Source organism: Achromobacter sp., assembly GCF_050285565.1.
In the GTDB taxonomy this organism is placed as follows: Bacteria; Pseudomonadota; Gammaproteobacteria; order Burkholderiales; family Burkholderiaceae_B; genus Achromobacter.
Window position 1 is genome coordinate 391516 of record NZ_JBLZXG010000004.1, and the last position, 22142, is coordinate 413657.

Consider the following 22142-nt stretch of genomic DNA (forward strand, 5'->3'; position numbering starts at 1 on the left):
GCGATGCCGGTCATGCTAGGCCCGCCGGTTGATCTCGACAAACAAGTAATTTTCATGGAATGAGTCCAAGGTGGAATAAATCGCGCGGGGCGGGGCCACGACGATGGCGCGGCGGGCCAGGTCGGCGTATCGATCCGGGCAGGGGGGGCTTGGGGCGGTCGGTGGGCGGCGGATCCACCGTGGCGCTGGCGGTCGCGTTACCGGTTCGGAACCGTGGTCAGCAGCGGCGAGGCGAACATCGCGGCGGGCGAGATGATGGGTTCTTCCCACGGAATGTCCTTGCCGTAGCGCTCCCGCATCTTGGCGCGCACGGCGGGCGAACTCAGGTCGAACTGCTTGAGCGGTTGCAGCGCGCCGATCTGCACGCCCAGCGCGCGCTGGTAGATTTTCCACACCAGCTCGGAGCAGTAGATCCGCTCGTCCGACCAGCCGAAGGCCGCGTCGTAGGGCTTGCCGAGATAGCGCGCGCCGGTGCTGGCTAGCTGTTCGCGCGTCTCGGGCGTGAGCCGCGAGGCGTCGCGCAGGCGCTTGACGACGTATTTTCCGTCTTCGCCCTGCGCCGCCCATTGGGCCAGCGGCGTGTAGCTGACCGTGGCGGCGGCCTCCAGCACGTAGGGCGTGCCCTGGCGCAGCACGATCATGCCCATGTGGCTGTAGGGCGAATGGGTGGCCTGCTGAATGGCCAGGCTCTGGGCGGAGCGGGATTGCTGGAACACCAGGTCGCCGGTCTGCACCCGCGGCTCGGCCCCGGCGGCCCGCGCGGCCAGACACAGCGCGGCCAGCGCCAGGGCACACGCCCAGGCGCGGCCCGGCCCGTGGCGCGCGGCCTGATCCGGCAGGGGCGCGGGGCGGGTCCGGCGCGGGGCGGGCGGGTTCATGGCGTTGTCTGCTTGCATGGGCGCAACAGTAGCATCCGCGCCGCCATCGCGCTTCAGGCGATGCCGCCGTTGGCGCGCAGTACCTGGCCGTTGATCCAGCCGCCGTCGGCGCCGGCCAGGAACGACACGATGCCGGCAATGTCCTCGGGTTCGCCCAGGCGTTCCAGCGGCGGCATCTTGGCGTAGTGCTCGATCAGTTCGGGGCTCTTGCCCTGCTTGAACAGGTCGGTGGCGACCGGGCCGGGCGCCACGGCGTTGACCGTGATGTGGCGGCCGCGCAGTTCCTTGGCGAACACGCGGGTGAAGCCCTCGACCGCCGCTTTGCTGGCGATATAGAGGCCGTAGGTGGGCAGGTTCAGCGCCAGCGTGGTGCTGGAGATGTTGATGATGCGGCCGCCGTCGGCCAGCCGCGTGCCGGCCTCGCGCAGGGTATTGAAAGTGCCGCGGGTGTTGATGTCGAAGGTCTGGTCGTAGAGCGCGTCGGTGGCCTCGGCCAGCGCCTGCAGCTTGAGCACGCCGGCGCTGTTGACCAGCACGTCGAGGCGGCCCAGGCCGGCTTCGACCTGGTCGAACATGGCGCGCACCTCGGCGGCCTTGGAGACGTCGGCGCGCACCGCCAGCGCCCGGCCGCCCGCATCGCGGATCGCGCCGGCCAGGGCCTCGGCCTCGGCGGCGCTGGCGGCGTAGTTGATGGCGACGGCGCAACCGTCGGCGGCCAGGCGGCGGGCGATCGCGGCGCCGATGCCGCGCGAGGCGCCGGTGACCAGGGCGATGCGTTGGCAAGCTTGGGAATTCATCCTGACTCCTGGAGGGATGGGGGGCGGTTCATGCGCGCAGACGCATCATGAACGATTCCAAAGAAAAGATAATTATCTTTGTTTTGCAAACATAATTTCATGGTGAACGGGCGCAATGTGCCGGCGCGGCCAGCTTTGGCCATCGGCGTCAATGGCGCCGAGCGCCACACCAGCGCGGCGCCCGCGCCTTCGGCCAGGACGGTCAGACGATGCCGGTCAGGTAGTACACCGCGATCGCCAGGAACACCGACAGCGTCGAGATCAGGGTGATGGCGAAGATGTCGCCGTACGACTGGCGGTGGGTCAGGCCGGTGACGGCCAGCAGCGTGATGACGGCGCCATTGTGCGGCAGCGTATCCATGCCGCCGCTGGCCATGGCGGCGATCCGGTGCAGCACTTCCATGGGAATGCCGGCCGCCTGGGCGCTGTCGATGAAGGTCTGCGCCATGGCCGCCAGCGCGATGCTCATGCCGCCCGAGGCCGAGCCGGTGATGCCGGCCAGCGACGTCACCGCCACTGCCTCGCCCACCAACGGGTCGGGAATCGCCTTGAGCGCGCTGGCCACCATCAGGAACCCGGGCAGCGCCGCGATCACGCCGCCGAAGCCGTACTCGGCCGCGGTGTTCATGGATGCCAGCAACGCGCCCGAGACCGCGCTCTTGCTGCCCTCGGCGAAGTGGGCCTTGATGTGCGAGAACGAGAACAGCAGGATGGTGGCGATGCCCGCGATCAGCGCGCCCATCACCGCCCACAGCGCCACCTGGTCCTGGGCGTTGACCGGCATGGGCCGGGCCAGGCCGGGCAGGTCCACCTGCGAACCGGCCGGGTACCAGCCCGGAATCCAGCGCGTCAGCAGGTAGTTGGCCACGCCCACCACCACCAGCGGCAGCAGCGCGACCAGCGGGTGGTGTTCGCGCCCGCCGGCTGGCGTTTGCGGCTCGTTGCGCAGGTCGGTGCCGTAGCCTTCTCCGGCCAGCGCGGCGCGCTTGCGGCGCCATTCCAGGTAGGCCACCCCGACCGTCAGCGTGAAGGCCGCGCCGATCAGCCCCAGCCAGGGCGCGGCCCAGGTGGTGGTTTCGAAGAAGGTGGTGGGGATGATGTTCTGGATCTGCGGCGTGCCCGGCAGCGCCGTCATGGTGAAGGTGAACGCGCCCAGCGCGATCGCGCCCGGCATCAGCCGCTTGGGGATGCCGCCCTGGCGGAACATCTCGGCCGCGAACGGATAGACCGCGAACACCACCACGAACAGCGACACGCCGCCGTAGGTCAGCACCGCGCACACCAGCACGATGGCGACGATGGCGCGCTCGGCGCCGATCAACCGCAGCACCGCCTGCACGATGGCGCGCGAGAAACCCGACAGTTCGATCAGCTTGCCGAACACCGCGCCCAGCAGGAACACGGGAAAGTAGAGCTTGGCGAAGCCCGCCATGCGCTCCATGAAGATGCCCGAGAACACCGGCGCCAGCGCCGACGGGTCGGTCAGCAGCACCGCGCCCATGGCCGCGAGGGGCGCGCACAGGATGACGCTGTAGCCTCGATACGCCGCCAGCATCAGGAACGCCAGCGCCGCCACCACGATAATCAATCCGGTCATTCATTACTCCAGGAATGAAGGGTTAAGGGGTGTGGGGCTACACCTTAACCGATCAATCCCGCCGGCCGTTCACCATCCGGGCGTCTTCCGGCGCGTTGTCGGACGGGGAGACGGCGGCGGCCCGGCGTGCCAGCGCCGCCACCCCGAAGCTCGTGGCCAGCGCCTGGCCGTCCAGTTCGGCCAGGGCCACCCAGCGCGCCTCCAGCGCGTCGTCGCCGGCCACCGGCTCGCCGGCCTGCCAGCGGCATAGCACCGCGATCAGGATGTAGTGGCGCCGCAGTGCGCCGCCGTCGTCATGGTCGAACACGTCGACGGCGTCGAACACCCGCAACGGCTGCGCGCGCACCCCGCATTCCTCGAACAGTTCACGCGCGGCGGCGTCCTCGATCCGTTCGCCGGCCTCGATCTTGCCGCCCGGAAAGGCCCAGCGGCCCTGGTCGGGCGGGTTGGCGCGCCGCACCAGCAGCACATGGCTGTCGCGCACCACGGCGGCGATGGTGGCGGCAATGGGGCGCGAGGCGGGGCTGGACATCGGGTTTCCTTGGACGGGCGGGCAGCAATGCGGGCGCTGGGCCAGCCGCGAGAATAACGCAATGGGAGGCGGTCGCCGGGTCGATATGCGCCGTGGCCGCCGCCGCGACGGCGGCGGCCTCCTGCTTACTTCGCCGCCGTCTTCACCAGCGGGCAGGTCGACTTGGACAGCGGCATGAAGGCCTCGTCGCCCGGCAGCGTCGCCACCAGCTTGTAGTAGTCCCACGGCCCCTTGGATTCGGCCGGCGTCTTGACCTCGAACAGGTACATGTCGTGCACCATGCGGCCGTCCTCGCGGATGCGGCCATTGGTGGCGAAGAAGTCATTGATCGGCATGGCCTTCATCTGCCGCATCACCGCCTCGGGCGCGTCGGTGCCGGCCGCCTGCACCGCCTTCAGATAGTGCATCACCGACGAATAGGTGCCGGCCTGGCTCATGTTGGGCATTTTCTTGAGCTTGTCGAAGTAGCGCCGCGACCATGCGCGGGTCTGGTCGTTCATGTCCCAGTAGAAGGCCTCGGTCAGCATCAGGCCGGCGGCCGCGTCCAGGCCGATGGCGTGGATGTCGTTGATGTACAGCAGCAGCCCGGCCATCTTCTGGCCGCTCTGCGTCAGGCCGAATTCGCGCGCCGCCTTGATGGCGTTGACGGTATCGCCGCCAGCGTTGGCCAGCCCGACGATCTGGGCGCGGCTGGCCTGCGCCTGCAACAGGTACGAGGCGAAGTCGCTGGAGCCGAGCGGATGGCGCGCCGCGCCCAGCACCGTGCCGCCACGCGCCTTCACCACCTCGGTGGCCGAGGCTTGCAGGGTGTGGCCGAAGGCGTAGTCGGCGGTCAGGAAGTACCAGCTCTTGCCGCCGCGGTCGACCGTGGCGCGGGCCGTGGTGTTGGCCAGCGACCAGGTATCGTAGGTGTAGTGCACCGAATAGGGCGAGCACAGGTCGTTGGTGATGCGCTCGGTGCCGGGGCCGCTGAACACCACGATCTTCTTTTTCTCGCGCGCCACCTCCAGCACCGCCAGGGCGGGCGCCGAGCCGGCCACGTCCAGGATGGCGTCGACCTTCTGCGTGTCGTACCACTCGCGGGCGCGGGCGGCGGCGATATCGGCCTTGTTCTGGTGGTCAACCACCATCAGGTCGATCTTCTTGCCCAGCACCGTGCCGCCGAAGTCGTCGATGGCCATCTGCGCGGCGGTGGCGCTGCCCTTGCCGGTCACGTCGGCGTAGACGCCGCTCATGTCCAGGATCAGGCCGAGGCGGACGATGTCGTCGGAAATGGCGGGGGCGGTCTGCGCCAGGCTGACGGCGCCGAGGAACAGGCTGGCGCCGCAGGCGGCCGTGGCGACGGCGCGCGGCAAGCGCCGTGTGAAGGTACTGCGTTGCTGCGGAATCCGGGGCATGGGGGTCATGGTTGTCTCCATTTTTGGTTATGCCGGACGCTTCGGGCACTGCGGCGCTTTGGCCGGATGGCCGCGCTTTTATGATGGGAAATCGGGGCAAGGGGCGAACCGCCGGCCGGCGGCCCGCCGTGCATGCGCTAGCGCTGACTCAACAGGTCGAACTCCATGCGCACCTTGCGGAAGGGAAATTCCAGCCGCGCGAAATACACCACGCGGCCGTCGATGCAGGCAAAGCGGCGCAGCTCCGCCACCGGCGAGGACACCGGGATGCGCAGCGATTCGGCCGACTCCTGGCCGGCTTCGATCACGTTGAGCACCTGGCGCGCCTCGCTGATGCGGGCGCCATAGAACTGATCCAGCACCGGCGCCACGGTGCTCTTCTGGATGCGGGCGCGGTGCTTGCGGAACAGGCTGCTTTCCAGGAACACCTCGCTGTAGCAGAACGGCCCGGCCTCGGTGGTGTGCACGCGCCGCAGGTACTGGAAACGGCCGCCGCGGTCCGCCGCGCACGGCATGCCAAGCGTGTCGGGCAGCGGCGAATCGGCGCTCGATTCCACCAGCGACACGGTGCCGAGCTGGTTGCTCAGTTCGACGGTCTCGGCCCAGGTCTTGGGAATCAGCAGCGTTGGTGTCTCGGGCAGGTCGGCGTTAACGAAGGTGCCCGAGCCGCGCGAGCGCCGGATCAGGCCGTCCTGCTCCAACTGGCCCAGGGCCTGGCGGATGGTGGCGCGCGAAATGCCATAGGTCTGCGCCAGCGCTTCCAGCGGCGGAATTTGCTGCCCCGGCCGCCAGGTGCGGTTCTGGATGTGGCTGCGAAACAGCGCCGCCGCTTGCAGATAGAGCGGTTGGGGGCTGTGCGAGAAAAGCGGGCGCGCGGGCATGGTCGGATCGGTCAGGAGGTGGCGGGGGCGGCGAGCAGGGCGTCGGCCATCTCGCGCAGCCGGTGTTTCTGGATTTTGACCGAATTGGCGCTTTCCACCGAGGGGAACGCCGTCAAGACCGTGAAGCCGGCCGGCACCTTGAAGCCGGCCATGGCCTGCTTGCAGGCGGCCGTCCAGCCGGCAACGTCGGCGCGGGCGCCGTCATGCAGCAGCACGAAGGCATAGGGCACGGTCTTGCCGTCGCGGCTGGCGCCAACCACCTGGCAGGCGCGCACGCCCGGCAAGGTTTCGACCAACTGCTCGATTTCCACCGGGTTGACCAGGAAGCCGGACAGGCGCAACGAATCGCCCATGCGGGTCTGGAACACGAACTGGCGCGGGGTCAGGGTATAGCCGAGGTCGCCGGTGCGGAAGTAGCCATCGTCGGTACAGGCGCGGTCGGTGGCCTCGGGGTTGTCCAGGTAGCCGCGCATCAGGCTGGGCGACAGGATTTCCAGCTCGCCCGATTCGCCGTGCGGCAGGATCCGGCCGCTGGCCGGGTCGCGCGCCCGCACCCGCGCCTCGGGATAGATCAGGGTGCCGCCGGGCTGGTGGCGCGCGGCCACCTCGCCCTCGGCCGGGTCGCGCGGCTGGCCGGCCACCAGCGCGATCAGTTCGCTGGAGCCATACAGCCCGGTCAGCGCCACCCCGGCCGCGCGCGCCAGATCCAGCATGTGATCCAGCGCCGGCGTGAAGCTGGCGAAGCCGAACAGGCGGACCGAGGCGAAGGCGCCCGGCGCGGCGGCGCGCATCATGGCGACCAGCGCCTCGTTGTTGGCATAGGTGTGGGTGATACGGTGGCGTTGAACGGCGGCTGCCGAGGCGGCCGCGTCGAATACCGGTGCGCACACCACCGGCACGCCCTGCGCCAGCCCGCCCACCAGCGTGGCGAAGCCGAAGGCGCCGCAGAACGGCGCGCTGGCCAGCACCCGGCTGTGCTCGTCGTAGTCGAAGGCCCGCGCCACGGCGGCGCCGTGGCGCAGCAGGGTGCGCTGGTCATGCAGCACGAACTTGGGTTGCGAGGTGGTGCCGGACGTGGTGAAGCACAACACGCCGGCGTCGGCCTGAGGCGGCGGGGGCGCGTCGCCGCAGGCGCGCAGATCGGTGTAGCGGTGCACCGGCTTGCCGCGCAGCGATGGCGCCAGCGGTTCGTCCGTCTCCGACAGGGCCACGATGCCTTGCAGCCGAGCCAGCGCCGCGGGCGCGACGTCGTCCAGGATGGCGGCGAAGTCGATGCCCTTGAAGCCGGGCCAGTACACCAGCCAATCGGCGCGGCCGCGGCCCAGGATGTCGGCCAGTTCCAGCGCGCGAAAGCGCGTGTTGACGGCCAGCACCAGCGCGCCCAGGTGGGCGCAGGCCAGGAAGGTCTCGACCCAGGCGGCGCAATTGGGCAGCCACACGGCCACGCGCTGGCCGGGCTGCACGCCCAGGCGCGCCAGGCCGGCGGCCAGGGCGCGGCTGCGCGCGCGCAAGTCGGCGTGGCTGAGGGCGTGGTCGCGGTCGATCAGGGCCGCGCGGCCGGGGTGGCGCGCGGCGAGCGCGTCGAGGTGGTGCGCAAAGAGCTGGGTCATGGCCTACACCGTCGCGATCGGCGTCACCGGCGAACCCACCGCGCCCGGCAGGCGCAGCGGCGGCGCGGTCAGCAGGAAGCGGTTGCGGCCCTGCGTGTGCAACCAGTCGGCCAGCGCCTTCAGGTACCACAGCTCGGCCAGTGGCACGCCCAGCTTGAACAGGCAGTGGTGATGCAGCGGCAGGATCGAATGGCCGGGGCCGCGGGCGCGCCCCGGATAGGCTTCGACCGCATAGTTGTCGGCGCACAGGGCCGCGATGCCGCTGTCGGTGATCCAGCCCAGCAGCGCCGGGTCGGCGCCGTCCAGCACCGCGCCGGTCTGTTCCAGCCGGTGCGGGTCGGGCTGGCCATCCATCTCCACCAGCGCTTCGGCGAAACCGGTGCGCAGCACCAGCATGTCGCCCGGCTCCACCACCACGCGCTGTTCGCGCATCGCCGCCTGCAACTGGGTATGGCCCACCAGCGTGCGGCCGGGGCCGAAGGCGCGCGCCAGGTCGACCAGCACCCCGCGGCCCTGCATGCCCTTCTCGGCATAGCGGTTGATGCCGAGCTTGCGCGCGTACGAGCCGCCCGGCGGGCAGCAGGCGTCGGGGCCGGCGTCATCGCCACCGAACACGTCGACGCCGGCGGCATAGCCGTTGTAATAGACGCGGCGGGCCTGGCCGTCGCCCTGGATGTCGAACTGGGCGCCGACGTGGCACAGGCCGTCCCATTGGGTCGAGTACTGCAGGCTGAGCGTGACCTGGTCGTCCGACAGCACATCGACGGCCTCGGGTTGCAGGCGCGCCATGGCGAAATTCAGGTAGGGCGTGCCGTCGCGGAAGGTGGGCTTGAGTTGGGGCGGATGCCGGCGCGGATTGAGCACATTGCCGCCGGGCAGGTCCAGCGGCAGCGACAGGCAGAAGACCTTGCCGGCCCGCACCTCGCGCACCGCTTGCAGCACTTTCTCTTCGGTCAGCAGGTTCAGGCGGCCGAGTTCGTCGTCCGGCCCGAAGTCGCCCCAGGTCGATCCCTCGGGGCGGCGCGTCCAGCGTTTCATGGTCTGTCTCCGTATGTGTTTCGCGTTCTTGTGAATATAGTACGTATTTACGTACTATAGGAAGCGTCCGCATCCCGCGGACGCCCAACGACAGCATCCGCCCCGAGGCGGAGCCAGAAGAAATCCGCACAAGCGGATTCGCGAGGAGACAGATCCATGACACATTTCCTGTACGGGCGCGCCGGGCGGCACGCACTGGCCGTGGCCGCCGTGGCCATGCTGGCGGTGTCCGCGGCCCAGGCGGCGGGCTACCCGGAGCATCCCATCACCGTGGTCGTGCCGTATCCGCCCGGAGGCGGCGCCGACATCTTCGGCCGCGCCATCGCCAACGCCCTGCAGCCGGGCCTGAAGCAGACCGTGCTGGTCGAGAACAAGCCGGGCGCGGGCGGCAACATCGGCATGGCCTACGTGGCGCGCGCCAAGGCCGATGGCTACACGCTGGGCCTGGGCACCATCGGCACCCAGACCATCAACCCGTTCCTCTACGGCAACATGACGTTCGACCCCGAGCGCGACCTGGTGCCGATCGCGCTGGTGTCGACCACGCCCAACGTCATCGCCGTCAGCGCCAAGTCGCCCTACAAGACCGTGGCCGACGTGATCCGGGCCGCCAGGCAATCCAAGGACAAGAAGCTGACCTACGCCTCGCCCGGCGTGGGCTCGTCGGTGCACCTGACGGGCGCCTATTTCGAGGCCATGGCCGGGGTGACGATGCTGCATGTGCCGTTCAAGGGCACCTCGGCGTCGCTGCCGGCGGTGGCCGGCGGCCAGGTCGACCTGCTGTTCGACAACCTGCCGGGCGCGCTGGCGCAGATCAAGGACGGCAACCTGGTGCGTGGCGTGGCGGTGACCTCGGCGGCGCGCGATCCCGCGCTGCCCGACCTGCCCACCGTGGCCGAGTCCGGCCTGCCGGGTTTTGACGTGACGGCCTGGTTCGCGCTGTACGCGCCGCGTGGCACCCCGGAGCCGGTGCTGCGGCAATTGATCGAGGCCGCGCGCAGCGGCTTGGGCACGCCCGCCATTGCCGCCAATTTCGCCACCATGGGCGCCCGGCCGGGCGCGCTGTTCGGCGCGGACTTGGCCGCCTTCGAGCGCCAGGAGCGCGCCAAGTGGGGCGGCTTGATCAAGGACAAGGGAATCACCGCGCAATGACAAGTCCCATCGCATTGGTCACCGGCGGCAGCCGGGGCATCGGCCGCGCCATCGTCGCGCGGCTGTTGCAGGACGGCTTCGAGGTCGTCAACTTCAGCCGCCGGCCGCCGGACACGGCGTTGCCTGGCGAGACCTTCCAGTCCGTGGACCTGGGTGACGCGGCGGCCACCATGGCGGCCGCGGCGGCCCTGGCGGCGGCGCGGCCGGTGCTGCACCTGGTCAATAACGCCGGCATGATCCAGGTCGCCGACATCGCCGCCGTCACCCAGGAAGACCTGGCGCGCACCGTGGCGCTGAACCTGACCGCGCCCTTGCTGCTGATGCAGGCGTTGCTGCCCGGCATGCGCCAGGCCGGTTACGGGCGCGTGGTCAACATCGGCAGCCGCGCAGGGTTGGGCAAGCCGGGGCGGTCGGTCTATGGCGCCACCAAGTCCGGCCTGGCCGGCATGACGCGCACCTGGGCGCTGGAGCTGGGCAAGGACGGCATCACGGTCAACACCGTGGCGCCCGGGCCCATCGCCACCGAACTGTTCGAGCAATCGAACCCGCCGGGCGATCCCCGGACGGTGGCGCTGGAGGCGTCCATCCCGGTCGGGCGCGTCGGCCGGCCCGAAGACGTGGCGCACGCGGTGTCCCTGTTCCTGGACCGGCGCGCCGGCTTCATGACCGGCCAGTTGCTGTATGTGTGCGGCGGCATGTCGGTGGGGCTGGCGGCATAGGAGCGCCGCGCCGGGCGCCTGCCTGGGCGCCGCGGCGCGGATCGACACACTCCCCCGGGTTGCGGGTAAGCTTGGCATCTTCCCGTATCCAGGATGCGATGTTGCCTTCGAGCCCGCGAGACTCACTCCGATCCCGTTGCGCGCGGCCCCTGGCCGCTCCCAACCGCTGGGCGCTGGCCGCGCTGGTGGCGTTGCCGCTGTTGGCCGGCTGTGGCGATCCGTCGACGCAGCCGGACTTCGAACGGCAATTGCTGCGCGACCTGACGCCCGAACGGGAATTCAAGGGGACGTTGAACGGCCAACCGGTGCACCTGGTCGCGAGCGACTGCGTGGTCTATCTGAACGAGGCCGATCCGGCCTCCGGCGCGCGCCGCTGGGTCAAGGTGCTGGAGCCGGAGTTCTACCCCTCGTTCATGTCCTGCGTGCGCCAGAGCCTGAGCCGCGAGGGCGATGCCGTCGAGGCATTCGTCGGCCGGCAGGCCATGGGCGCGGGCGGCTGTTGCAGCAGTGGCGGGCGCTATCGTTCCAGCGACGGGCGCAACTGGATCAAGCGCTAACGCCGCGGCCAAGGAGGCTTGCCGCGGCGCAGGCGCCGCGGTGCCCCGATGCGGGCGGCTTGCGGCCCCGGCCGCTGCCTACAGCGGCCGGCCGCCGGCCTCCATGACGTGCCGCACGGCTTTTTCGGACAGCTTGCCCGAGGCGCGCGAGGCGGCGGCGCGCTCGAACCGCAAGCGGCGCAGCACTTCGCTCGGCGTCACGCCGAAATGCGCCGCGAACTTGCGCTGGAAGGTGCGCCGCGACATATGGCAGGCATCGGCCATGTCGTCGACCGACCAGCGCGCCGACAGGCTCGCTTCGATCTTCTCGACCAGGTCGCGCAACGGCGCGGCCAGCCGGTTCTGCAGGCGCAAGGATTGGCTGTACTGGCGCTGGTCGCCGTTGCGGCGCATGAAGACCATCAGGCGCCGCGCCACGTCGTGCGACACGCGCGCGCCCACGTCGCGCTCGATCAGCGCCAGCGCCAGGTCGATGCCAGCGTTCACGCCCGCCGAGGTCCAGATGGCGCCGCTTTCGATGTAGATGCGGTCGTCTTCCACCTTGAGCCCGGGGTGCAGGTGGCGCAGGCGGTCGGCCGAACGCCAGTGGGTGGTGACGCGGCGCCCGTCGAGCAGGCCGGCCGCGGCCAGCAGGAAGGCGCCGGTGCAGACGCTGCAGGTGCGGCGCGCCTGCGGACCGCGGCGGCGCAGCCAGGCCAGGGTCTCGCCGTGCGCGCTCGCCTGGTCGATGCCGGGGCCGCCCGGCACGAACAGCATGTCGATCGGCGCGTCGTCGTCGTTGGCGAAGGTGGCGTTGACCTGCATGCGCAGGCCCTGATCCCAGGTGCCGACCACCGGCGTGGCGGCCACGGTGCTCAACTGGTAGCCGGCGCCGCCTTCGTCGTTGGCACCGCTGAAGGCCTGCCACGGGCCGGCCAGGTCGAGCGGCTGAAAACCGTCATACAGCAGGAAGACAATGCGTTTTGGCGCGATCGTGCCGGCATGTGGCGCCTGCGCGCCCACGCGGCGGTCTACGCTGGCGCTTCCGTTCAGCGAAGGAGCATCGTCGTGCATGTCAATATTCTCTTGTTCGAAGGGCTGACCCAGCTCGATATGACCGGGCCGTACGAGGTGCTCGCCGCCGCGCCCGGGTTCAGCGTCGATTTTGTCGCAAAATCACCGGATCCGGTACGCGGCGATCGCGGCCTGCGTTTCGTGCCGGCCCAGACCCTGGCGACGGCGCCGTCCCGCGATCTGCTGGTGGCGCCGGGCGGGCCGGGCACGGATGATGCCATTCTCGCCGCGGACTGGGTAGCCTTCACGCGCCGGCTATCGTGCAACGCTACCCGGCGCAGTCGCAGTCGCAGGCGCGTTGCGAGCGGCGCAGCGCCGCCGCGCGCCAGGCCGCCGAAGGGCTCGGCGTCATGTGAAAAGGGCCTGACTCGCGTCAGGCCCCGGTCTTACTTGCCGAAGGCGAGAGAGGTCTCGTCCTCCTCATCGGCCCGCGCCGGCCGCGCACGGGCGCCATCGGCCAGCATCTCCGACTGCGTCAGGCCCTGGGTCAATTCCAGGGCCTGACGCTCGAACAGGCGCCGGTACAGGCCGCCCTTCAGGCGGATCAACTGGTCGTGGCTGCCTTCCTCGATGATGCGGCCGCGATCCATCACCAGCAGGCGGTCCAGGGCGCGCACCGTCGACAGGCGGTGCGCCACCACCAGCGTGCTGCGGCCCACCATCAGGCGCTCCATGGCCTGCTGGATCAGCACCTCGCTTTCGCTGTCCAGGCTCGAGGTGGCCTCGTCCAGGATCAGGATCGGCGCGTCCGCCAGGAAGGCCCGGGCGATGGCCACGCGCTGGCGTTCACCGCCCGACAGCTTCACGCCACGCTCGCCCACCAGCGTCTCGTAGCCCTTGGGCAGGGCCATGATGAAGTCATGCGCGCTGGCCAGCCGCGCCGCCTGCTCGATCTCGGCCTGCGAGGCGCCGGGGCGGGCGTAGGCGATGTTCTCGGCCAGCGTGCGGTGGAACAGCACCGGTTCCTGCTGCACGATCGCGATCTGGCCGCGCAGCGACGCCTGCTTCACCTGGGCGATGTCCTGCCCGTCGATGGTAATGCGGCCGCCGTTGACGTCATACAGGCGCTGGATCAGTTTGATGAACGTGGTCTTGCCCGAGCCCGAATGCCCGACCAGGCCGACGCGCTCGCCCGGCGCGATGCGTGCCGAGAAGCGGTCGTACAACGGCGTGTCGTGCCGGCCATAGCGGAAGGTCACGTCCTCGAAGCGGATCTCGCCGGCCGTGACGCGGATCGGGCCCGCGCCGGCGCGGTCGTCCACCCCCAGCGGCTGCTTTTCCAGCGCCACCAGTTCTTCCATGTCGTTGACCGAGCGCTGCAGGTTGCGGATGTGCATGCCCACGTCGCGCAGGTGGCCCTGCAGCATGAAGAACATCGTCAGCGCGAAGGTGATGTCGCCGACACTGGCCTGGTTGCGCGCCCACAGCAGCAGCGACGCGCCCAGGATGCCGGCCTGCATCGCCACCAGCATCGCGCCCTGGATGCCGCCGTTCAAGGTCGCGCGGATCCAGGTGCGGCGGGTGCGGCGGCGCCACTTGTCGACCACGCGTTCCAGGCGTGCTTCCTCGCGCATTTCCGCGCCGAATGCCTTGACCACGGGGTTGCAACTGATGGCGTCGGCCAGCGCGCCGCCCATGCGGGTGTCCCAGGCGTTGCTCAGGCGCGCGGCCGGCGCCACATAGCCCAGCGACAACGCCGCCGTCACCGCGATGTACAGCACCGACCCCAGGCCCACCACCAGGCCCATCACCGGCCAGTACACGCCCAGCAGCACGGTGGCGCCGACCAGCATCACCACCGACGGCAGCAGCGCCACCAGCAGCGTGTCGTTGAGCACGTCCACCGCCCACATGCCGCGCGTGATCTTGCGCACCGTCGAACCGGCGAAGCTATTGGCGTGCCAGTCGGTGGAAAAGCGCTGCACCCGGTAGAAGGCGTTGGACACCATGCCGTTCATCATCTTCAGGGTGAAGACGATGATGTTCTGGAACACGCCCTGGCGCAGCAACGTGCTGCCGATGCCCAACGCGATCAGCAGCCAGAACGCGGTGACGGCCGCGCCCCAGACCTGCGCGTCGGACGAGGCGCCGGAGGCCACGGCGTCGACCAGCCGGCCCGCGTACAGCGGGGTCAGCACGTCGGCCACGGCCGACAGCAAGGCCAGCGCGATGATGAAAGTGGTGCGCCAGGGCTGGGCGCGCCAATAACGGAAGGTAAAGCCGAGGACATCCTTGAAGGCTTGTCCTCGCAGATCGATTTTTGTTCGATTCATTGCGATCGCCCGGCAACGCTAAGGCGCCGGATTCCTTGTGGGAAGAAGGTGATACGACCCGCGCCTCACGGCGCCGGCATTGCGTTCAGGGGTTGGGAGCGGGCACGGCGGGCCAGTCGCCAGAGAGCCTGGCGCTGGGGCCGCGCGGGCGACGACTTAACGGCGTCGCGGAGATACGCGCGGGATGGCGGTATGCGGATTCATCATCTTGCGCCTCCCAGGTGTAGGTGAAGGGAAAAAGAATGGGCACAGGCCCGAGTTGAAGATTCTATCGAAGTGGTGTAGGCCTATCAACCGCGCGCGGCGCGGCCTTGCCCGCGTGTGGGTTTTTTTCCACGCCCCGGGGCGCCAGGCGGCATCACGCGCGCCGCGCGGGCGATCCGGGCGGGCGGCGCGTGGCCGGGGCGGGGCGCGGCTGCCGGGGGCGAAAGGCGGCGAAATCGTTCCAGCATTGTTGGGTGAAGGTGTAGAGCGCGTCCTGCGCCTTCAATGGGCTGCGGCCGGCCAGGCGGGCGAGGACGTAATGGCCCTGGCGCTGCGGATCGGGAGGCAGCGGGACTTCGACGAGGTGGCCGGCGCGCTGTTCAGCGCGGGTGACGCAGATGACGCCCAGCAGCAGGGTGTCGGTGGTCAGGGCCAGGCGCACCAGCGGCTCGAGGTTTTCGCAGCGCACCGTCACCATCTGCTCGGGAGCGCCGGCGGGGCCGAGGGTTTCGGCCAGGCGCAGCGCCACTTCGGGGCTGAGGGTGCTGGAGGCCACGGGGTACTGGCGGATGTGGTCGATGGTGGGGCGGCGGTGGGCCAGGATGGGATGGCGCTTGCGGCAGACCATGCCGGCGCGCAGGGCGGCCAGGGGGCGGGTTTCGATGTCGGCGGCGCCATAGAGCATGCGAGCGTCGCAGACCATGGCATCGATGCGTTCGGCGCGCAGCAGGTCGACCAGGGCGGCGGTGGCGCCGAGTTCGGCGGCCACGCGCACCTGCGGATGGTGACTGGCCATGTGGGCCAGGAAGGGCGCGAGCAACAGCGAAGCGGGGGTGGGGCTCAGGCCGATGGACAGGGTGCCGGATTCGCCGCCGGCCAGGGTCTTGAGCTCGCGGCGCAGTTCGGCTTCCTCGTAGCGCATGCGGCGGGCGCGCTCGGCCACGCAGGCGCCGTAGGGCGTCAGGCGCACCTGGCGGGTGCCGCGGTCCAGCAGCGGCAGGCCCAATTCGGCCTCCAGCGCCTGGATGCTGCGGCTGAGCGCGGGCTGGGACAGGTTGACCTTGTCGGCCGCGCGCGAAAAGGTGCCGTGTTCGACCACGGCGAGCAGGTGCTTGAGTTTCTGGAAGTCCATGTTCCAAATGCATGAATCATATGAATCAAATGCATTGGAATTATAGTTGACGGCTTCGTATCATGGCTTGCGGACGGCGCCCGGCAGAGGCGCCGCCAGTGCCCGCGGCAGGCGTGCGGCGCGGTCCCATTCGATACGGAGACAGATTCAATGAAGCAGCAATGGTTGTCGGCCGCCCTGTTGGCGGCCAGTTCGTGCCTGCCCGCGATGGCGGCCCAGCCGGTGGCGTCCGCCGCCGGGCAAACGTCCGAGGCCGTCGCGGCACGGCCGCAAGGCGCCGACGGCCAGGTCACGATCCGGCGCGACGCCTATGGCATGCCGCATGTCTACGCGGACACGGTGTACGGCATTTTCTACGGCTACGGTTATGCGGTGGCGCAGGACCGGCTGTTCCAGATGGAGATGGCGCGCCGCAGCACCCAGGGCCGGGTGGCCGAGGTGCTGGGCGCGTCAATGGTGGCGTTCGACAAGTCGATCCGCGGCAACTTCTCGCCCGAGCGCATCCAGCGCCAGTTGGCGGCGCTGCCGGCCGCGGACCGGCAGGTGCTGGACGGCTACGCGGCCGGCATGAACGCCTGGCTGACGCGGGTGCGGGCGCAGCCGGGGCAGTTGATGCCCAAGGAATTCAATGACCTGGGCTTCGCGCCGGCCGACTGGACCGCCTACGACGTGGCGATGGTCTTCATCGGCACCATGGCCAACCGCTTCTCGGACGCCAACAGCGAGATCGACAACCTGGCGCTGCTGACGGCGTTGAAGGACAGGCATGGCCAGGCCGACGCCATGCGCATCTTCAACCAGTTGCGCTGGCTGACCGACAGCCGCGCGCCGACCACGGTGCCGGCCGAAGCGGGCAGCTACCAGCCGGCCGTGTTCCAGCCGGACGGCGCCGACAAGCTGGCCTACGCGCTGCCGCGTTACGACGGCACGCCGCCGATGCTGGAGCGGGTGGTGCGCGACCCGGCCACGCGCGGCGTGGTTGACGGCGCGCCGGCGACGCTGCGGGCGCAATTGGCCGAACAATATGCGCAATCGGGTCAGCCGGGCATCGCCGGTTTTCCCACCACCAGCAACATGTGGATCGTGGGCCGCGACCACGCCAAGGATGCCCGCTCGATCCTGCTGAACGGCCCGCAGTTCGGCTGGTGGAACCCCGCCTACACCTACGGCATCGGCTTGCACGGCGCGGGTTTTGACGTGGTGGGCAATACGCCGTTCGCCTATCCCAGCATTCTGTTCGGCCACAATGCACACGTGACGTGGGGCTCGACCGCGGGCTTCGGCGACGACGTCGACATCTTCGCCGAAAAGCTCGATCCGGCCGACCGCACGCGCTATTTCCACGACGGCCAATGGAAGACGCTGGAAAAGCGCACCGACCTGATCCTGGTGAAAGACGCGGCGCCGGTGACGCTGGACGTGTACCGCAGCGTGCATGGCCTGATCGTCAAGTTCGACGACGCGCAGCACGTGGCCTACGCCAAGGCGCGCGCCTGGGAGGGCTACGAGCTGCAATCGCTGATGGCCTGGACCCGCAAGACGCAGTCGGCCAACTGGGCGCAGTGGAAGGCGCAGGCGGCGCGCCACGCGCTGACCATCAACTGGTACTACGCCGACGACCGCGGCAACATCGGCTACGCGCACACGGGCTTCTATCCCAGGCGCCGTCCGGGCCACGATCCGCGCCTGCCGGTGCCCGGCACGGGCGAGATGGACTGGCAGGGCCTGCTGCCGTTCTCCACCAATCCGCAGGTCTACAACCCGCGCCAGGGCTTCATCGCCAACTGGAACAACCAGCCGATGCGCGGCTACCCGTCCACCGACCTGTTCGCCATCGTCTGGGGCCAGGCCGACCGCTACGCCGAGATCGAGACGCGCCTGAAGGCCATGACGGCCAACGGCGGCAAGGTCAGCGCGCAGCAGATGTGGGACCTGATCCGCACCACCAGCTATGCCGACGTCAACCGCCGCCACTTCCTGCCGTTCCTGCAACGCGCGGTGCAAGGGCTGCCGGCCGATGATCCGCGCGCGCGGCTGGTGGCGGGGCTGACGGCCTGGGATGGCATGATGACCAGCGAGCGCGAACCGGGTTACTTCGACAACGCCGGCCCGGCGGTGATGGACGCGTGGCTGCGCGCCATGCTGCGGCGCACCCTGGCCGACGAGATGCCGGCCGACTTCTTCAAGTGGTACAGCGCCACCGGCTATCCGACGCCGCAGGCGCCGGCCACCGGCTCGCTCAACCTGACCACCGGCGTCAAGGTGCTGTTCAACGCCCTGGCCGGCCCCGCGGCCGGCGTGCCGCAGCGCTATGACTTCTTCAATGGCGCGCGCGCCGATGATGTCATCCTGGCGGCGCTGGACGACGCGCTGGCGGCGCTGCGCCAGGCCTATGGCCAGGACCCGGCCGCCTGGAAGATTCCGGCGCCGCCGATGGTGTTCGCGCCCAAGAACTTCCTGGGCGTGCCGCAGGCCGACGCCAAGGCGGTCTTGAGCTACCCGGCCACGCAGAACCGCGGCACCGAGAACAACATGACGGTGTTCGACGGCAAGGCGGTGCGCGCGGTGGACGTGGTGGCGCCGGGGCAGAGCGGCTTTGTCGCCCCGGACGGCACGCCGTCGCCGCACACCCGCGACCAGTTCGACCTGTACAACACCTTCGGCAGCAAGCGGGTGTGGTTCACGGCCGACGAGGTGCGGCGCAACGCTACGTCCGAAGAGACGTTGCGCTACCGGCGGTAGGCTCGCGCGCGCCCTGGTGGCTGGCAAGCTTGGCGTATACGCCTTGCTTGCGCAGCAGTTGCTCGTGGGTGCCGGCCTCGGCCAGGGTGCCGTGGTCCAGCACCAGGATCAGGTCGGCGTCGCGGATAGTGGCCAGGCGGTGCGCGATCACCAGCGTGGTCCGGTGCCGCATCAGCACGTCCAGCGCGCCGCGCACCTGCATCTCCGACAGGGTGTCCAGGTGCGAGGTGGCCTCGTCCAGGATCAGCACCGGCGCGTTCTTCAGGAAGGCGCGCGCGATCGAGATGCGCTGGCGCTGGCCGCCGGACAACTGCATGCCGCGTTCGCCGACGCGCGTGGCCAGGCCGTCGGGCAGGCTGCGCACGAAGTCGCCGAGCGCGGCCTGCTCCAGCGCCTGTTCCAGATCCTCGCGGCTGGCGTCGGGGCGGGCCAGTCGGATGTTGCCTTCCAGCGTGTCGTTGAACAGGTAGGTGTCCTGCGTCACCAGGGCGACGCGTTCGCGCAGGCCGTCCAGTTGCAACTGGCGCACGTCCACGCCGTCGAGCCGGACCGCGCCCTGGCGCGGGTCCCAGAAGCGCAGCAGCAGGCTGGCCACGGTGCTCTTGCCCGCGCCCGAGGCGCCGACCACCGCCACGGTGGCGCCGGCCGGCACGGTGAAGCTCAGGTCGCGCAGCGTGTCCTGGCGCTTGCCGGGATAGGCGAAATACACATGATCGAACGCCAGCGACAGGCCGTGCGGCGCCACCGGCGGCGGCAGCGGGCCGTCGGTGACCGGCTCGGGCTCGTTGTTGACCACGTGCAGGCGGCGGGTGGCGGCGATGGTGTCGGCCAACTGGCGGCTGACCTGCGAAATCTCCGACACCGGCAGGAAGGTCGCCAGCGCGATCAGCACCAAGAGCGGCAGCATGCCGGCCGACAGGGCGCCGGCCGAGACTTGCAGCGCGCCGACCACGGCCACGGCCAGCCCGCCCAGGCCCATGGCGGTCTCGAACCAGGCGGTCTGGCGCGACAGGTCGCGCAGGATGTCCAGGCGGCGCGCGCGGTACTGGTCGGCCACCTTGAGGAATTGCTCGCGGCGGCGGCCGGTGGCCTGGAACGCGGTCAGGTCGGCCAGGCCCTGGATGGTGTCGGTGGTGTGCGCGCTCATCTCGCCCAGGGCGTGGCGGGCGCGGTCGCCCAGCGCGTCGACCTTGCGGCGGCCGCGCACCGGCGACACCAGCGCATAGGCCAGGAACGGCAGCAGCGCCAGCGCCACCGGCCAACTGTAGAAGGCCAGGAAGCCCAGCACCGACAGCGGCACCAGCACCGAGACGATGGCCGGGGCGATGGTGTGGGCGTAGAAGTATTCGACCATCTCCACGTCCTGCGTCGCCAGCGCCACCAGATCGCCCGAGCGGCGTTGCAGCAGGTAGGCGGGGGCCAGCCGTTCCAGCTTGTCGTAGAGCTTGACGCGCATGTCGGCCAGCAACTGGTAGGCCATGGCGTGCGCCAGCCACGATTCGAGCCAGTGGAACAGCGCGGCCAGCGGCGCGGCGATCAACAGGCCGATGATCAGCGCGGAGGTGTCGCGGCCGTCGCGGATGGCGGCCACCACCAGCGCGCTCAGCACGCCGACGCCGATGAAGGCGGCCACGCGCGCCACGCCCAGCAGGATGGTGGCGATCAGGGTGCCGCGCCAGGGTTGCACCACCGACAGCAGCGTGGCCAGCGTGGCGCGCCAGCCGACCTGTTCGGCGTCGGCGTCCAGCGGGCGCAGCGCCGGGCCTTGGCCGGCGCGATCCTCGCCGTCGCGGGCCGTGGCGCGCGATGCGGCGTCCGGCGCGGCGTCCGCCACGGGGGCGGCGGCCAGCGCCACGGCCTGTTCGTGCATCAGGCGGTAGTACAGGCCGCGCTGGCGCATCAGCGCGTCATGCGGTCCTTGCTCGACCACGCGGCCCTGGTCCAGCACCAGGCAGCGGTCGGCGCCGATCACGCTGGCCAGGCGGTGCGCCAGGATCAGCGTGGTGCGGCCAGCCATGAGGCGGTCCAGCGCCTGCTGGATCAGGGCCTCGTTCTCGGTGTCGACCGACGACAGCGCTTCGTCCAGGATCAGGATGGGCGCATCGCGCAGCAGCGCGCGGGCGATCGCCACGCGCTGGCGCTGGCCGCCGGACAGTTGCAGGCCGCGCTCGCCGATGCGGGTGGCGTAGCCCTGCGGCAGCGCCATGATGAAGTCGTCGATGTTGGCGGCGCGGGCGGCGGCGCGCACCTGTTCGTGGCTGGCGTCGGGCCGGCCCAGCCGCAGGTTGTCGTCGAGGGTGCCGTGAAACAGCGTGATGTCCTGGCTGACCAGCGCCATCTGGCCCAGCAGCGTCTGCGTATCGAGCTGGTTGACGTCGTGGCCGCCGACACGGATGGCGCCGGCCTGCGGCACGCATTCGCGCAGCAGCAGGCGCACGATGGTGGACTTGCCGGCGCCGCTGGGGCCGACGATGCCGACCCGCTCGCCGGCGGCGATGCGGAACGACAGGCCCTGGTGCGCGGGCCGCTGCGGCGAATACGAGAACGCCACCGCGTCGAATTCAATGGTCGGATCGAGCCGCGCCGGCGTGGCCGCGGCTTGCGCAGCGGGCGCGGCCGTCAGCGGCCGCGCGTCCATCAGCGCGTGTATGCTCGCGGCGGCCGACTGGCCCAGCATGCCCCGGTGCAGCACCGCGCGCAGGTCGCGCAGCGGGCGGAAGATTTCGGTGCCGGCCATCAGCACGATCAGCAGCGCTTCCACGCTCATGTCGCCGGCGGCCACGCGCCAGGCGCCCACCGTCAGCGCCAGCGCGGCGCCCAGCGCCACGCCCAGGTCGCTGATGCCGCGCGTCAGCAGGCTCACCGACAGCACCCAGAAGGTGTTGTCGGATAGCGCCCGGGCGCGCGCGGCCAGGCGCTGCCCAAACGTCCTGCCCTGGCCGTACGACTTGAGCGTCGGCAGGCCTTGGACGGCGTCGAGGAATTCCTCGCCGAATTCGTTCAGCGCGCGGGTGCGCGCCAGACTGGCGCGGCGGTCCAGCATGTGCACGGCCATCGGCCCGAACAACGCGAACAGCGCGGCCGCCAGGAACACCAGCGCGGTCGGCACGTCCCAGAAGGCGATGACGGCGAAGATGGCGAACGGCGCGGCCGCGGCGATGGCGACCTGCGGCAGGTACTGGCCGAAAAAGGTCTGCAACTGCTCGACGCCGTCGACCACCGTCAACATCACGCCGCCGGTGCGCTGGTTGGCGAACCAGGCCGGGCCCAGCGCCACGATACGGTCGTACAGCCGCGCCCGCAGCGTCTGCTGCACCTGCGCCGAGCAGCGGTTGGCCTGCACCGTGCGCAGGTGGTCGAGCAGGGCGCGCAGCAGCACCATGGCGCCGGCGCACAGCGCCGGCACGAGCCAGTCCCGCCAGGGCGCGCCCTCGAACACCCGCGCCAGCAACTGGCCCAGGAAGACATAGCGGGCGATACCCGCCGCCAGCGCCAGCAGGCCAAGGAAAATGCCGCCCGCCATGCCGGCGCGCAGCCCCGCGGTCAGTTGCCAAAGCCTCGAATCGAAATACATATCAAT

16 protein-coding genes and 1 pseudogene are annotated in these 22142 nt (G+C 70.2%); 5 read left to right on the top strand and 12 right to left on the bottom strand.

The window, feature by feature from the left end:
• Positions 1–197 precede the first annotated feature (197 nt).
• The 8 genes from ACN6O8_RS10585 to ACN6O8_RS10620 all read right to left on the bottom strand — a co-directional run bounded on the left by ACN6O8_RS10585 (position 198) and on the right by ACN6O8_RS10620 (position 8730).
• Entirely contained in the window at positions 198–878 is a 681-nt protein-coding gene (locus ACN6O8_RS10585; protein WP_427991008.1) for a YiiX family permuted papain-like enzyme, read from the bottom strand.
• A 53-nt stretch (positions 879–931) separates the two neighbouring features.
• Positions 932–1675 (bottom strand): SDR family oxidoreductase, encoded by a 744-nt coding sequence (locus tag ACN6O8_RS10590; RefSeq protein WP_427991009.1) that lies wholly within the window; start codon positions 1673–1675, stop codon positions 932–934.
• A 202-nt stretch (positions 1676–1877) separates the two neighbouring features.
• The gene (locus ACN6O8_RS10595; protein WP_427991010.1) at positions 1878–3272 is read right to left on the bottom strand and encodes a GntP family permease; all 1395 of its coding nucleotides are present in this window, start codon (positions 3270–3272) and stop codon (positions 1878–1880) included.
• 52 nt (positions 3273–3324) lie between these two features.
• Positions 3325–3804, bottom strand: a complete 480-nt coding sequence (locus ACN6O8_RS10600; RefSeq protein WP_427991011.1) for an NUDIX hydrolase — start codon at positions 3802–3804, stop codon at positions 3325–3327.
• Positions 3805–3929: 125 nt separating this feature from the next.
• Positions 3930–5210 (bottom strand): ABC transporter substrate-binding protein, encoded by a 1281-nt coding sequence (locus ACN6O8_RS10605; protein ID WP_427991012.1) that lies wholly within the window; start codon positions 5208–5210, stop codon positions 3930–3932.
• 128 nt (positions 5211–5338) lie between these two features.
• Positions 5339–6082, bottom strand: coding sequence for a GntR family transcriptional regulator (locus tag ACN6O8_RS10610; protein WP_427991013.1), 744 nt, complete (start codon positions 6080–6082; stop codon positions 5339–5341).
• An 11-nt stretch (positions 6083–6093) separates the two neighbouring features.
• The gene (locus tag ACN6O8_RS10615; RefSeq protein ID WP_427991014.1) at positions 6094–7692 is read right to left on the bottom strand and encodes an AMP-binding protein; all 1599 of its coding nucleotides are present in this window, start codon (positions 7690–7692) and stop codon (positions 6094–6096) included.
• 3 nt (positions 7693–7695) lie between these two features.
• Complete coding sequence (locus ACN6O8_RS10620) at positions 7696–8730, bottom strand: cyclase family protein (protein ID WP_427991015.1); 1035 nt, start codon at positions 8728–8730, stop codon at positions 7696–7698.
• A gap of 156 nt (positions 8731–8886) precedes the next feature.
• On the opposite strand from ACN6O8_RS10620, the gene ACN6O8_RS10625 reads away from it, so the two are divergent.
• The 3 genes from ACN6O8_RS10625 to ACN6O8_RS10635 all read left to right on the top strand — a co-directional run bounded on the left by ACN6O8_RS10625 (position 8887) and on the right by ACN6O8_RS10635 (position 11158).
• Positions 8887–9882: a Bug family tripartite tricarboxylate transporter substrate binding protein gene (locus ACN6O8_RS10625; RefSeq protein WP_427991016.1), complete on the top strand. Its 996-nt coding sequence runs from the start codon at positions 8887–8889 to the stop codon at positions 9880–9882.
• Positions 9879–10601: an SDR family NAD(P)-dependent oxidoreductase gene (locus ACN6O8_RS10630; protein ID WP_427991017.1), complete on the top strand. Its 723-nt coding sequence runs from the start codon at positions 9879–9881 to the stop codon at positions 10599–10601. The genes ACN6O8_RS10625 and ACN6O8_RS10630 overlap by 4 nt, the downstream gene beginning before the upstream one ends.
• Before the next feature lie 98 nt (positions 10602–10699).
• Entirely contained in the window at positions 10700–11158 is a 459-nt protein-coding gene (locus tag ACN6O8_RS10635) for a hypothetical protein (RefSeq protein WP_427991018.1), read from the top strand.
• Positions 11159–11236: 78 nt separating this feature from the next.
• Here ACN6O8_RS10635 and ACN6O8_RS10640 read toward each other — a convergent pair whose 3' ends face one another.
• Complete coding sequence (locus ACN6O8_RS10640; RefSeq protein WP_427991019.1) at positions 11237–12211, bottom strand: GlxA family transcriptional regulator; 975 nt, start codon at positions 12209–12211, stop codon at positions 11237–11239.
• Here ACN6O8_RS10640 and ACN6O8_RS10645 point away from each other — a divergent pair.
• Positions 12140–12421: pseudogene (locus tag ACN6O8_RS10645) on the top strand (DJ-1/PfpI family protein); the annotation flags it as partial. The gene ACN6O8_RS10640 and the pseudogene ACN6O8_RS10645 overlap by 72 nt on opposite strands.
• Before the next feature lie 176 nt (positions 12422–12597).
• Here ACN6O8_RS10645 and ACN6O8_RS10650 read toward each other — a convergent pair.
• Both ACN6O8_RS10650 and ACN6O8_RS10655 read right to left on the bottom strand, forming a co-directional pair.
• Positions 12598–14484, bottom strand: a complete 1887-nt coding sequence (locus ACN6O8_RS10650) for an ABC transporter ATP-binding protein (RefSeq protein ID WP_427991020.1) — start codon at positions 14482–14484, stop codon at positions 12598–12600.
• Positions 14485–14842: 358 nt separating this feature from the next.
• Complete coding sequence (locus tag ACN6O8_RS10655) at positions 14843–15820, bottom strand: LysR family transcriptional regulator (protein ID WP_427991021.1); 978 nt, start codon at positions 15818–15820, stop codon at positions 14843–14845.
• Positions 15821–15970: 150 nt separating this feature from the next.
• Between ACN6O8_RS10655 and ACN6O8_RS10660 the strand changes: the two genes are divergently transcribed.
• Entirely contained in the window at positions 15971–18562 is a 2592-nt protein-coding gene (locus tag ACN6O8_RS10660; RefSeq protein ID WP_427991022.1) for a penicillin G acylase, read from the top strand.
• Here the strand turns inward: ACN6O8_RS10660 and cydC are convergent.
• A complete protein-coding gene (gene cydC, locus ACN6O8_RS10665; protein WP_427991023.1) occupies positions 18528–22136 on the bottom strand; it encodes a thiol reductant ABC exporter subunit CydC in 3609 nt (1202 codons plus the stop codon). The genes ACN6O8_RS10660 and cydC overlap by 35 nt on opposite strands.
• Positions 22137–22142 lie beyond the last annotated feature (6 nt).